General features: G+C 58.6%; 10 protein-coding genes. 6 read left to right on the top strand and 4 right to left on the bottom strand.

The genetic code is table 11. The annotated features are described in order from the left end of the window. Positions 1–109 precede the first annotated feature (109 nt). From pta to Q0816_RS19335, 4 genes are all read left to right on the top strand, one after another. Positions 110–1117: a phosphate acetyltransferase gene (gene pta / locus Q0816_RS19350; RefSeq protein WP_298853726.1), complete on the top strand. Its 1008-nt coding sequence runs from the start codon at positions 110–112 to the stop codon at positions 1115–1117. Between the two features lie 90 nt (positions 1118–1207). Continuing rightward, positions 1208–4027 carry a molybdopterin oxidoreductase family protein gene (locus Q0816_RS19345; protein WP_298853723.1) on the top strand — a complete coding sequence of 940 codons (2820 nt, stop codon included), beginning with the start codon at positions 1208–1210 and terminating at the stop codon, positions 4025–4027. 109 nt (positions 4028–4136) lie between these two features. Beyond that, the gene (locus tag Q0816_RS19340; RefSeq protein WP_298853722.1) at positions 4137–4886 is read left to right on the top strand and encodes a 4Fe-4S dicluster domain-containing protein; all 750 of its coding nucleotides are present in this window, start codon (positions 4137–4139) and stop codon (positions 4884–4886) included. Next, positions 4886–5758, top strand: a complete 873-nt coding sequence (locus tag Q0816_RS19335; RefSeq protein ID WP_298853721.1) for a DmsC/YnfH family molybdoenzyme membrane anchor subunit — start codon at positions 4886–4888, stop codon at positions 5756–5758. Before Q0816_RS19340 ends, Q0816_RS19335 begins: the two co-directional genes overlap by 1 nt. Before the next feature lie 133 nt (positions 5759–5891). Here the strand turns inward: Q0816_RS19335 and dapA are convergent, their stop codons facing one another. Next, a complete protein-coding gene (gene dapA, locus Q0816_RS19330) occupies positions 5892–6764 on the bottom strand; it encodes a 4-hydroxy-tetrahydrodipicolinate synthase (RefSeq protein ID WP_298853720.1) in 873 nt (290 codons plus the stop codon). 134 nt (positions 6765–6898) lie between these two features. On the opposite strand from dapA, the gene Q0816_RS19325 reads away from it, so the two are divergent. Next, positions 6899–8872 (top strand): lytic transglycosylase domain-containing protein, encoded by a 1974-nt coding sequence (locus Q0816_RS19325; protein WP_298853719.1) that lies wholly within the window; start codon positions 6899–6901, stop codon positions 8870–8872. Here Q0816_RS19325 and Q0816_RS19320 read toward each other — a convergent pair. Together Q0816_RS19320 and mnmD are read right to left on the bottom strand one after the other, a co-directional pair. After that, complete coding sequence (locus tag Q0816_RS19320) at positions 8846–9724, bottom strand: DMT family transporter (protein WP_298853718.1); 879 nt, start codon at positions 9722–9724, stop codon at positions 8846–8848. The genes Q0816_RS19325 and Q0816_RS19320 overlap by 27 nt on opposite strands. Then, a complete protein-coding gene (gene mnmD, locus Q0816_RS19315) occupies positions 9712–10377 on the bottom strand; it encodes a tRNA (5-methylaminomethyl-2-thiouridine)(34)-methyltransferase MnmD (RefSeq protein WP_298853717.1) in 666 nt (221 codons plus the stop codon). Before mnmD ends, Q0816_RS19320 begins: the two co-directional genes overlap by 13 nt. A 55-nt stretch (positions 10378–10432) precedes the next feature. Between mnmD and Q0816_RS19310 the strand changes: the two genes are divergently transcribed. Further along, positions 10433–11467 carry an FAD-binding oxidoreductase gene (locus Q0816_RS19310; RefSeq protein WP_298853715.1) on the top strand — a complete coding sequence of 345 codons (1035 nt, stop codon included), beginning with the start codon at positions 10433–10435 and terminating at the stop codon, positions 11465–11467. Here the strand turns inward: Q0816_RS19310 and Q0816_RS19305 are convergent. Continuing rightward, positions 11459–12250, bottom strand: coding sequence for a MaoC family dehydratase N-terminal domain-containing protein (locus Q0816_RS19305; RefSeq protein WP_298853713.1), 792 nt, complete (start codon positions 12248–12250; stop codon positions 11459–11461). The genes Q0816_RS19310 and Q0816_RS19305 overlap by 9 nt on opposite strands. Between the last annotated feature and the right edge of the window lies 1 nt (position 12251).

Here is a 12251-nt window from a genome sequence, read left to right as displayed (position 1 = left end):
GGCGAACCCTTCCGCCGCGACGCAATGAAAAAACCCGTCGCAGTCGCAGGCGTCTCCGCCAACGACATGCAGGCGCAAGAAGTATAATTACAGGACAAGGCCGGAGCGTATGACCCTGACACCGATTGAGCTGTTGCGGCAAAACGCCCTGGCAACCCGCCCTGTGATTTCCCTAAGCGAAGGCAGCGATCCCCGCATAGTAGCGGGGGCGCTTGCCGCCCATCATGCCGATCTGGCCGATGTCATTCTGGTCGGACCACAAACCGAGGTCGAAGCCGCCCTGAAAGATCAGGGTGCCGCTCCCTCTCAAGGCGTTGTGGTGCACGACCCTGCAACCTCGGAGCTGACCGAGGAGTTTGCCCAAACCTATTTCGGACTGCGTCAGCACAAGGGGGTCGATCTGGCCAAGGCCCGTGCGACCGTAAAGACAGCGCCGGTCTATGCCGCCATGCTGGTACGCAGCGGGCGCGCCACTGGTACTGTCGGTGGCGCTGTTCACACAACCGGGGACATTGTGCGTGCGGCCATTCAGGTGATCGGCATGGCCCCCGATGCCGGAATGGTTTCGTCCTTTTTCCTGATGTACCCACCGGAAAACGCTCAGCACGGAGCACGGGCGATGCTCTATTCCGATTGCGGTCTGGTCATCAATCCCACCGCCGACGAGTTGAGCAAGATTGCCATCGCCTCGGCCGCCTCGGCGCGGACGTTGCTGCGGGTTGACCCAAAGATCGCCATGCTCAGCTTTTCAACCAAAGGCAGCGCAAAACACCAAGATGTCGATAAGGTCATCGAGGCCACTGAAACACTACGCCAAATTGCGCCTGATCTTGAGGTCGATGGTGAACTGCAGTTCGACGCCGCCTTTGTGCCTTCGGTCGGGGATCGTAAATCGCCCGGATCTTCGGTGGCCGGTCAGGCCAATGTGATGATCTTTCCCAACCTCGACGCAGGCAATATCAGCTACAAGATCACGCAGAGGCTGGGTGGATACGCGGCCATTGGCCCGGTTCTGCAGGGACTGGCACAACCAGCCAACGATCTGTCCCGTGGATGCAGCGCTGAAGATGTAACCCAGATGATCGCCGTGACTGCCTTGCAAGCAATCGGAACGTAGCACTTAATCTTTGCATCGTTCCCGGAACGATGTTCTCAAATCGGAAGGAAAGTGACAATGTCCTTCCGATACAACCGACAGGACCCGCCAATGACCCATCAGCAGCCGATCCTTGATACGTCTCCGAAAATCTCGGACGAGGTCCGCAAAACCACATGCTATATGTGCGCCTGCCGCTGCGGCATCAACGTTCACATGAAAGACGGAAAAGTTGCCTATATCGAAGGTAACCGTGATCACCCGGTGAACAAGGGCGTGCTTTGCGCCAAGGGTTCCGCAGGGATCATGCAGGTCAACGCCCCGTCCCGCTTGCGCAAACCACTCAAGCGGGTCGGCCCGCGTGGCTCGGGCGAATTCCGCGAAATCGAATGGGACGAAGCACTCAGCACCGCTGTTGGCTGGCTGAATGAACTGCATGAAACTGCACCGCAAAAGCTGGCCTTCTTCACTGGCCGCGACCAAAGCCAGAGCTTCACGTCATTCTGGGCTCAGAATTTTGGCACTCCGAACTATGCCGCCCATGGCGGTTTCTGCTCGGTCAACATGGCGGCAGGTGGCATCTATACAATGGGTGGCGCGTTTTGGGAGTTTGGCCAGCCTGACTGGGATCACACAAAGCTTTTCATGCTGTTCGGTGTCGCCGAAGACCACGACAGCAACCCGATCAAGATGGGAATCGGCAAGATCAAGGCCCGCGGCGCGCGGGTGATTGGCGTGAACCCGATCCGCTCGGGCTATAACGCGGTCGCAGATGACTGGGTCGGTATCACACCGGGCACGGACGGGCTGTTCATCCTGTCGCTGATCCATGTGCTGATGAAGGCCGGAAAAATCGATCTGGACTATCTGAGCCGCTATACTAACGCGCCTGTTTTGGTGAATGCCGCCGAGGGTCCTGAAAAGGGCCTGTTCCTGCGCGATGCCGATGGCAAACCGCTGGTGATCGACCGCGTCACAGGGGAACTAACGGCCTTTGACAAACCCGGCGTACGCCCGGATATGTCGGCCACATATGAAAAAGACGGGGTGACCCACCGCCCCGTTTTCCATCTGATGGCCGAGAAATACCTCAGCGACGAACATACTCCCGAAGCCGTGGCCGAGCGCTGCGGCATCCCCGCCAAACGCATCCGGGCCATCGCCGCCGAAATCGCCCGTGTCGCCTTTGATGAGGCCATCGAGCTGGATCAGGAATGGACCGACTTCCGGGGCGAAAAACACAGTAAGATGGTTGGTCGCCCGGTCAGTTTCCATTCCATGCGGGGCATCTCGGCCCATGCAAACGGGTTCCAGACATGCCGCGCTTTGCACGTGCTTCAAATTTTGCTGGGAACGGTCGAAGTGCCGGGCGGCTTCCGCTTCAAACCACCCTACCCCAAGCCGGTCGAAGCGCATCCGACCCCTCATGGTGACCGCCGACCCGGTCGCCCCCTGAACGGTCCCCATCTGGGCTTTCCACGCGGACCCGAAGACCTGCTGTTGGATGAAGAAGGCAATCCACAACGCATCGACAAGGCGTTTACCTGGGAAAACCCGATGTCGGCCCACGGGCTGATGCATATGGTGATCTCGAACGCTGCTGCGGGCGATCCCTACAAGATCGACACGCTGTTCATGTACATGGCGAACATGTCGTGGAACTCGTCCATGAACACCAAGGGTGTGATGGAGATGCTGACGGCCAAGACCGAAGACGGCAAATACGTCATCCCGCACATCATCTATTCCGATGCCTATTCGTCTGAAATGGTGGCTTATGCAGACCTGATCCTGCCCGACACCACATACCTGGAACGGCACGACTGCATCTCGCTGCTCGACCGCCCGATCTGCGAAGCCGACGCCGCCGCAGATGCCATCCGCTGGCCGGTAATCGAGCCCGACCGGGATGTGCGCGGGTTCCAGTCGGTACTGGTCGAACTCGCCAATCGCATGAGCTTGCCGGGCTTCACCAATGAAGACGGTACTGCGAAGTGGAAAGACTATGCGGATTACATCGTCAATCACGAGCGTCGTCCCGGCATCGGACCGCTGGCCGGCTTTCGGGGCCCGGATGGTGACAAGGAAGGCCGTGGTGAAGTCAATCCGGACCAGCTGAACCGGTATATCGAAAATGGTGGGTTTTACGTGGCTCACATCCCGGAGGGCGCGGATTACTACAAGCCGTGGAACACAGCCTATCAGGACTGGGCCGTAGGAATGGGCATCTATGACAGCCCTCAGCCTTATCTGTTCCAGCTCTATTCCGAACCGATGCGCCGCTTCCAGCTTGCCGCCGAAGGCCATGGCGACCGTCAGCCGCCCGAGCACCTGCGCCAACGCATCAAGGACACAATGGATCCGCTGCCGATCTGGTACGAAACCGACCAGCAGGGCAATGAAGGTTTCACTGTCAACGCCCTGACCCAACGCCCAATGGCGATGTATCATAGCTGGGGCACCCAGAACGCGTGGCTGCGTCAATTGCACGGGCGTAACCCGCTTTATGTCCCCACCAAACTGATGCGAGAACACAACCTGAAAGACGGAGACTGGGCCAAGGTCAGCTCTCCTCATGGTGAAATCACCGTGCCGGTAATGGAGATGTCCGCGCTGAACGACAATACCGTCTGGACATGGAACGCGATCGGTAAACGCAAAGGCACATGGGCCCTGCAAGACGACGCGCCCGAGGCGACCAAGGGCTTCCTGCTCAACCACCTAATCCACGAATTAATGCCACCCAAGGACGACGGGATGCGCTGGGCCAACTCGGACCCCATCACAGGTCAGGCTGCATGGTTCGACCTGAAGGTCAAAATCGAAAAGGCCGATGCACCGGCCGATGCGCAAAGCCAGCCGAATTTCGACCCGATCAAATCTCCTGTCGGCACCGGCCCTGAAAATCTGGCCTGGAAGGTGGGGAAATGACCCGGATCCGCATTTCATCTGGCCAAAAATATCTCGGGGGTGAATCGAGCCGCAGGCTCAAGAGGGGGCTGGCCCCCTCATCCGCCCTCCACAGCAGAGGTTCACTGACATGACCCAGCTACCAAACTCCACCGACCGCAAGATGGGTCTGGTCATCGACCTGGATACCTGTGTTGGCTGCCACGCCTGCGTTATCTCCTGCAAAGGCTGGAACACCGAAAACTATGGCGCACCCCTTTCGGACCAGGATGCTTATGGCGGGAACCCGTCAGGCACCTTCTTGAACCGTGTGCATTCCTACGAAGTGCAGCCGGCCGATGGTCACGCTCAGCTGATTCACTTCCCCAAGTCCTGCTTGCATTGCGAAGACGCGCCCTGCGTGACCGTTTGCCCCACCGGGGCCAGCTATAAGCGGGTCGAAGATGGCATTGTGCTGGTCAATGAAAGCGACTGTATCGGGTGCGGCCTTTGTGCATGGTCTTGCCCCTACGGTGCGCGCGAACTGGATGTGACCGAAGGCGTGATGAAGAAATGCACGCTCTGTGTTGACCGCATCTACAACGAAAACCTACCCGAGGTAGACCGTATCCCGTCTTGCGTTCGAACCTGCCCTGCCGGCGCACGGCATTTTGGCGATCTGGGTGATCCTGACAGCGACGTCAGCAAGCTTGTTGCCGAACGGGGCGGCATGGACCTGATGCCTGAAATGGGCACCAAGCCCGTCAACAAATACCTGCCCCCGCGCCCCAAGGACACCATCGAGGAACAGATCGACATACTGGCCCCTCTGCTGGCACCCGTTGCCGAAGAGCCCAAAGGGTTCCTCGGCTGGCTCGACAAGACGTTGGAGAAACTCTGATGCATCCCGCACCCTCCGTCATCATATTCACCACCCTGTCCGGTCTGGGCTTTGGGCTGTTGTTCTTCCTCGGCCTTGGGTTTCCAGCGGTCTCGGGTTGGATAGCCTTTGTGTTCTTCGCCATCGCCTACGGTATGGCTGTTGGCGGGCTAATGGCCTCGACCTTTCACCTCGGCCACCCGGAACGGGCCTTAAAGGCCTTCACCCAATGGAAAACCAGCTGGCTCAGCCGTGAAGGCTGGTGCGCAGTGCTCGCCTTGATCGTCATGGGGCTCTATGCAATTGGCGCGGTATTTCTGGGCCAGGTATGGAGTCTGCTGGGTTGGATCGGCGCGTTATTTTCCCTTGCGACCGTTTTCACAACATCCATGATCTACACGCAGCTTAAGACCATTCCGCGCTGGAACATGAATCTGACCCCTGTCATGTTCCTCAGCTTCAGCTTGGCTGGCGGTGCGTTGCTGGCTGGTCAGACAAGCGCAGCTTTACCGCTGCTGCTGATCGCGGCGTTGGTACAAATGCTGTACTGGCGCAAGGGCGATCAGGCATTGGCATCCTCTGGAACGGATCTGGGAACGGCCACCGGGCTTGGCGCACGCGGCACCGTCCGCGCCTTTGAACCGCCCCATACGGGCACCAACTATCTGCTGCGTGAATTTGTTCATGTGGTCGGACGAAAACACGCCGAAAAACTCCGAGTGATCTCGTTTGTATTGGCATTCGTGCTGCCGGTTTTGTTGCTTGTACTGCCGTTCAACCATTTCTTTGCTCTGCTGGCAGTGGCATCGCACCTGGCGGGCGTTGCGACCTCGCGCTGGTTGTTCTTTGCCCAGGCTGAACATGTTGTGGGGCTTTACTACGGTAAGCGTTAAGGGGGCTCTGCCCCCGCTGCGGCACGCCGCAGCTCCCCCGAGGTATTTTCAGCCAGATGAAGTCTGGATACGGTACAAAAAAAGGGCGGCGCTCGAGGTTCGAGGCCGCCCTTAGTAGTTTCTGAAATCCCTGTCAGATCAGACCGGCATGCGCCATTGCCGTCTCAATTGCAGCCTTTGTGCCATCTTCCAGCTCGGTCAGGGGGGAGCGGACTTCGGCACCGCACACGCCCAGTTTGCTGAGCGCGTATTTGGCGCCAACAAGGCCCGGCTCGATGAAGATCGCCTCATGCAACGGCATCAGCATATCCTGATACTCCAGCGCTTTGGCATAGTCTCCGACCAGTGTGGCCTGCTGGAATTCGGCGCAGAGCCTGGGGGCCACGTTGGCAGTGACCGAAATGCAGCCAACCCCGCCATGCGCGTTGAACCCAAGTGCGGTGGCGTCTTCGCCGGACAACTGGCAGAAATCTGCGCCACAAGTTGCGCGTTGCTGGCTGACCCGAGCCAAATCGCCAGTTGCATCCTTGACCCCGACGATACGGGGAAGTTTGGCCAATTCACCCATTGTGGCAGGCGCCATATCGATGATCGAACGGCCCGGAATGTTGTAGATGATGATCGGAATATCCGCGGCCTCGTGAAGGGCCTCGAAATGCGCGATCAGGCCGCGTTGAGTCGGCTTGTTGTAGTATGGTGTGACGACCAGCGCCGCATCCGCACCAACTTTTTCGGCGAACTGAACGAATCGAATAGCTTCGACCGTGTTATTCGACCCGGCTCCGGCAATGACGGGAACGCGGCCTGCAGCCGTTTTGACGACTTCCTCGACGACCGTTTCATGCTCATCATGGCTGAGTGTCGGGCTTTCACCTGTGGTTCCGACGGGCACCAGCCCGGTCGAGCCTTCTGAGATCTGCCAGTCCACGAGGTGTTTGAGCGTCTTCAGGTCCAACTCGCCGTTGTTGAACGGAGTGACGAGGGCTGGCATCGAGCCTTTGAACATGACACGCTCCTTTAAGGTGCAATCTGCGGTTTTTGCGCCGCGGTCCCTCACGTTTCCAGCTTTGTGAGTTGATCCCGGTGACGCACGGTTTATCTTCACAGGCTCTATCCTCGGTTGGTTGGGAAATGCAAGGGATGACACGCTTTCTGGCACTGTTGACTGCTCTGATTCTGTACTCAGTGACGGCACCGCAACCTGCGCAGGCAGATGCAGCGGGTGATTTGCGCGCCGGGCTGTACGAAATGCGCAAGGGCGATTGGAACGCGGCGCTACGCGTATCAGGCCAACGCGGCTCTGTTTCGCGCGATATCATTATCTGGCACTGGCTGCGCGAAGGATTCGGCGGCTCGGGCGATGTACTGGTATTCCTCGAACGTCGCCCGGACTGGCCCGGTCTGGCATGGTTGCGCCGCAAGAGTGAGCCGGTCTTTACCGGCGCGGATCCCGACAGGGTTCTGAAATTCTATGCTGATATATCCCCTCAGACTGCAGAAGGCGCTCTGAACTATGCTGTCGCCCTGAAGGCAAAGGGGCGCAATGGCGAGGCTGAAGCCGACATCGTGACCGCCTGGCGCACCATGCCCATGGGGTCGGGTTTGCAGAAAGATTATCTGGAGAACTTTGCCAAACTGCTGAAACCGCATCACGCGGCCCGGTTAGATCGGATGTTGTGGGACGGTCACCTCGTCAGCGCCGGACAGATGTTGCCTTTGGTCAGTGCGGATGAACGTAAACTGGCCGAGGCGCGGATCGCGTTGCAGAAACGCCAGCCTGGTGTAGACACCAAGGTGGCGGCAGTACCGAAATCTTTGGCAGATGCGTCGGGGTTGGCGTTCGACCGTTTTGTCTGGCGGGACAAGAAAGAATTGGATGATAGCGCTGTTGATCTGATGCTGGCGCGCTCAACCGGACCTAATGCTTTGGGTGAGCCCGACAAATGGGCCGAGGGACGCCGCCGTCTGGCGCGGCTGGAGATGCGATCCGGGCGTGCAGCGCGCGCTTATGACGTGGCCGCCAATCACCACATGACCCCCGAAATGGGATACGGCTATGCCGATCTGGAGTGGCTGTCCGGGTTTCTGGCCCTGCGCAAGCTAAATGACCCGGCGACGGCGGTGCGGCATTTCCAGAATTTTTCGGATGCGGTAAAATCTCCGATTTCGAAAGGGCGAGGTGGGTATTGGCTCGGTCGCGCATATGCGGAGTTGGGTGATTCCGACAAGGCTTACGACGCTTATGCCATGGGAGCTGATTATCAAACCTCATTCTATGGCTTGTTGGCTGCGGAACGGATCGGACGACCGTTTGATACAGAACTGGCCAATCCGCGTCGAGCACCGCATTGGCAACAAGCGGAGTTTGCCAACTCCAGCGTTCTGGAAGCAGGCCTGCTGTTGCTGAAAGCCGGAGAGAGCACCCTGTCCGAAAGGTTCCTGACCCATCTTGTTGAAAGCCTTGATCATGTGCAGGCCAACCAATTGGGCGATCTGGTGATCGAACTGAAACAGCCGCATCTGGCCGTGATGATCGCCAAGCGGGCGGCAACCACAGGAACCGTTCTGCCCGCGGCCTATTACCCGGTTCATCCGGTGGCCGACATACGCCTGCCAATGGCCAAGGAAATGACTCTGGCCATCGCGCGCCGTGAAAGCGAGTTTGACCCTGTTGTCATCAGTGGCGCAGGTGCGCGCGGCCTGATGCAGGTGATGCCCGCAACAGCCAAGCTGGTCGCAGGTGAGCTGGGCATTCTCAGCGGTCACCAGACAGGCCGATTGACCACGGACTGGCAATATAACGCAAAGCTTGGGGCCAATTATCTTTCGGGTCTGGCCGCCGATTTCAACGGCAACGTCGTGATGATGGCTGCCGGATATAACGCGGGGCCAAGGCGTCCGATTTCCTGGATGGACCGTTATGGTGATCCACGCATCGGCGAGGTTGATATCGTCGACTGGATCGAGACCATACCGTTCAACGAAACGCGCAACTATGTGATGCGTGTAACCGAAAGCCTGCCGGTCTATCGTGCCCGTCTGGGGCAGACCGCCCTTCCGGTTCCGTTTTCGCAAGAACTGATCGGATCATCCTTGGCGACGTTCGCGCCATAGAGTGAAAAGTCCTGCGACCACGACAATGGTTGCGCCCGCCACAACTTCGGGGCGCAACGTTTCGCCAAATATCGAAATACCCAGAATCGCACTCCAGATCAGATGGAAATAGGCAAAGGGCTGTACTGCGCTGGCTTCGGCCATCTCATAGCATTTGATCAGCAGCCAGTGTCCCGATGCCCCGCTGACGCACAGCAGCGCCATCCAGAGCCAGTCATCGCGCGCCATCGGCTCCCAGAACCACATCCCGAACAAGGTCATGGCGACCGCACCAGCGACACCGGTCCAGAAAAAGCTGGTGGCCGCGCTGTCCTGACGGGCGACATATCGCGTCAAAAGACCATAGATCGCAAACAGCGACGCAGAAATCAGGGGTATGACAGCCCATGGGTTAAAAACCCCGAAACCCGGTTGCAGGATGATCAGAACACCAATGCAGCCAAAACCGATCGCGGACCACCGCCGCCATCCAACCTTTTCGCCCAATACAGGCCCGCTCAACGCGGCGATCAGCAAAGGATAACAAATGAACACGGCCATACTGTCAATCAGACCAAGAACCGTAAAACCAAACACCGCGATGCAGATCTGGGCTGCCAGCAACACGCCCCGCAGGATCTGCAGACCCAGCTGGTTTGTCCGTGCGGCCACTTTTAATCCACCAGGGGCTCGTGCGGCCAGCGCGATGACAAAGGCCGCGAAGAACCAATAGCGGATCATCACAACCATATAGGTGTTGTAGGTTCCGGCCAGATGACGCGAGATACCGTCTTGCAGGGCAAAGACAATCGTCGCGCCCACCATCAGGGCGATACCCGCGTCTACATTGTTCTTTTGCGTCACGCTTTGCATGCCCGCGTCATGTGCCGCTTGCGGCCATAGCCGGGTGTCCGGGTGACATTGAAACCAGCGTCCTCCAGCCCCCGGCGCACAAAGCCCGCAGCTGTATACGTGGCCGCCGTACCCCCTGTGACGGTATGATTTGCCACGTCCTGCATCAGACCCGCGCCCCACAATTCGGGGTTCTTGGCGGGCGAAAAGCCATCAAGGAACCAAGCGTCCGCCAAACCTGTCCAATGCGGTAGTGTCTCGCGTGCATCACCGATGATTACTTCGAACTGAAGGGTTTCAAGGTTGCACGCTCGACCGTTCCAATGCGCCAAAAACCGGCTGCTCCACGGTTGCAACTCAGGGAAAGCCTCCAGCGCGTGCCGCATGTCTTCCGGAGCCATGGGAAAAGCTTCGAAACTGGTAAACCGCAACGACCCTGTTTGACTTGATTTTTCCCACTCCGACCAGACCGTCAGGAGGTTCAGGCCGGTACCAAAACCCAGCTCGGCAATGTGAAATCCGGGCGTGAAACGCGCGGGTAAGTCGTTTCCCGCCAGAAACACGTGCCGGGTCTCTTCCAGCCCGTTTTGCAAGGAGTAATAGGGGTCATCAAAGCGATCCGAGACCGGAATCTGATCCTCGGTCCACGTCAACTTGGCGCGCTGGTCTGCCATCGGGGAATCCTGTAGCTAAGCGGAGCGACACTGAACAACGAGAAGGAAATTGGCAATGGTCGATGTGACGGTTCGCGGCGCAGGAATCTTCGGCTTGTCCATTGCCTGGATCTGCGCCCGCCGCGGCGCAAAGGTGCAAGTTGTCGATCCGTTCGGGCCAGGTGCCGGATCAAGTGGCGGTTTGGTAGGAGCATTGGCCCCGCATGTACCGGAAAACTGGAACGTCAAGAAAGCCTTTCAGTTTGAAAGCCTGATCATGGCTGAACCGTTTTGGCGTCAGGTCGAGGATACCGGTGGCGTTTCCCCCGGCTATGGCCGGTTGGGACGTCTTCAACCCATCCCGGACGCCCGCAGTCTGGACTTGGCCCGCCAGCGCGAGGGCACGGCAGATGAGCATTGGCAAGGGCAAGCTGAATGGCGTGTGATCAGCGCATCCGAGGCGGGCTCGTGGTGCCCACCCAGCCCCACCGGATTTGTTATCCAGGACACACTGACAGCGCGGATGCATCCCCGGCGGGCCTGCGCCGCGTTGGTCGCAGCCCTTGAAGTTATGGGCGTTCACGTCGTCGGTGACGCCGATGACAAGGGGCAGGTTGTCCACGCCACGGGCCTTGCAGGACTAAGGGAACTGAACGACGCCTATGGCAAGACAATTGGAAACGGAGTCAAAGGGCAGGCCGCCCTGTTGCGCTTCGACGCAGGAGAGGTACCGCAATTGTTTGCCGACGCCGTTCATATTGTGCCTCATGCAGACGGAACACTTGCGATCGGATCAACCTCGGAACGAGACTACGACGACGCGACCAGCACAGACAGCGCTCTGGACGATGTAATCGACCGCGCCGCGCGAGCCCTGCCGCTGTTGCATGGGGCCGAAGTGATCGAACGCTGGGCCGGTGTGCGCCCACGCAGTAAAAGCCGCGCGCCGATGTTGGGCGCGCATCCATTGCATCAACGGCATTTCATCGCCAATGGGGGGTTCAAAATCGGGTTTGGCATGGCCCCAAAAATTGCCGAGATCATGGCCGATCTAATGTTGGAAGACCGGGATACGATCCCCGATGACTTCCGGCCCGAAGCATCACTGTGAACGTGCTACTGCTTGCATGCACTGCCGCCCGTCTGGGCCACGCACCCACATGTCTTCTCCGCTCCGGCACAACCGGGCGGTCTCGAAGTGCATCAGCGGCGATGTTGCACGAAAAGAAAACGACGTAAGCGGCCCACTCAGATCGACCGAAAATAACATGAGAAGTTGCGCCAGCAGCGGCCCGTGCACGACCAGCCCGGCATAGCCTTCCACACCTCGCGCATAGTCCAGATCATAGTGAATGCGGTGACCGTTGAAGGTCAGCGCCGAGTAGCGAAACAACAGGGTTGAATCGAACCCGACTTCACGCAGGTCTGTTTCATCCATACGCGCTTTGGGTGGGTTTGGCTTTTTCTTATCCGGCGCAGGGTCTTCACGGTAGACGAGGTCCTGCCATTCCGTCAGACACAACTGACCTTTCTGCCTGATCTCATGCCGCACAGTGACAAAGCCCAGCGGACCGGATCGCCCCTCTTTGGTGCTTTGACCGTCCAGTACCGATATCCTTTCAGCGACGATCCCTGCGACCAGAGGAGTATGAAATTCCAATCGCCCCCCGGCCCACATTCTGCGCGGTAAACCCATATCCGGGATCAGGCCACCAACCTTGGGATGCCCGTCCCGACCCAAAGCAGCAGGCGGTTGCGGGGTCCAGAAATAGAGCTGATGAAAGAAAGGCGGCAAGGCCGAGCCACTGGTAATCGTCGGCGCATTGCCCAGCGCCACCTGAAAGGCAGTCGCACGGGTGGGGTCCAGAATATCGGTCTGATGCTCTTTCGTCATG

The organism is uncultured Ruegeria sp. (genome assembly GCF_947497005.1).
Lineage (GTDB): Bacteria > Pseudomonadota > Alphaproteobacteria > Rhodobacterales > Rhodobacteraceae > Ruegeria.
This window is presented reverse-complemented; position numbering and strand designations above follow the sequence as displayed.

Coding starts and splice junctions, on each gene's coding strand:
- mnmD (WP_298853717.1), bottom strand. CDS start 10,377: ATGGCAGACCAGCGCGCCAAGTTGACGTGGACCGAGGATCAGATTCCG.
- pta (WP_298853726.1), top strand. CDS start 110: ATGACCCTGACACCGATTGAGCTGTTGCGGCAAAACGCCCTGGCAACC.
- dapA (WP_298853720.1), bottom strand. CDS start 6,764: ATGTTCAAAGGCTCGATGCCAGCCCTCGTCACTCCGTTCAACAACGGC.
- Q0816_RS19325 (WP_298853719.1), top strand. CDS start 6,899: ATGACACGCTTTCTGGCACTGTTGACTGCTCTGATTCTGTACTCAGTG.
- Q0816_RS19335 (WP_298853721.1), top strand. CDS start 4,886: ATGCATCCCGCACCCTCCGTCATCATATTCACCACCCTGTCCGGTCTG.
- Q0816_RS19310 (WP_298853715.1), top strand. CDS start 10,433: ATGGTCGATGTGACGGTTCGCGGCGCAGGAATCTTCGGCTTGTCCATT.
- Q0816_RS19340 (WP_298853722.1), top strand. CDS start 4,137: ATGACCCAGCTACCAAACTCCACCGACCGCAAGATGGGTCTGGTCATC.
- Q0816_RS19320 (WP_298853718.1), bottom strand. CDS start 9,724: ATGCAAAGCGTGACGCAAAAGAACAATGTAGACGCGGGTATCGCCCTG.
- Q0816_RS19305 (WP_298853713.1), bottom strand. CDS start 12,250: ATGACGAAAGAGCATCAGACCGATATTCTGGACCCCACCCGTGCGACT.
- Q0816_RS19345 (WP_298853723.1), top strand. CDS start 1,208: ATGACCCATCAGCAGCCGATCCTTGATACGTCTCCGAAAATCTCGGAC.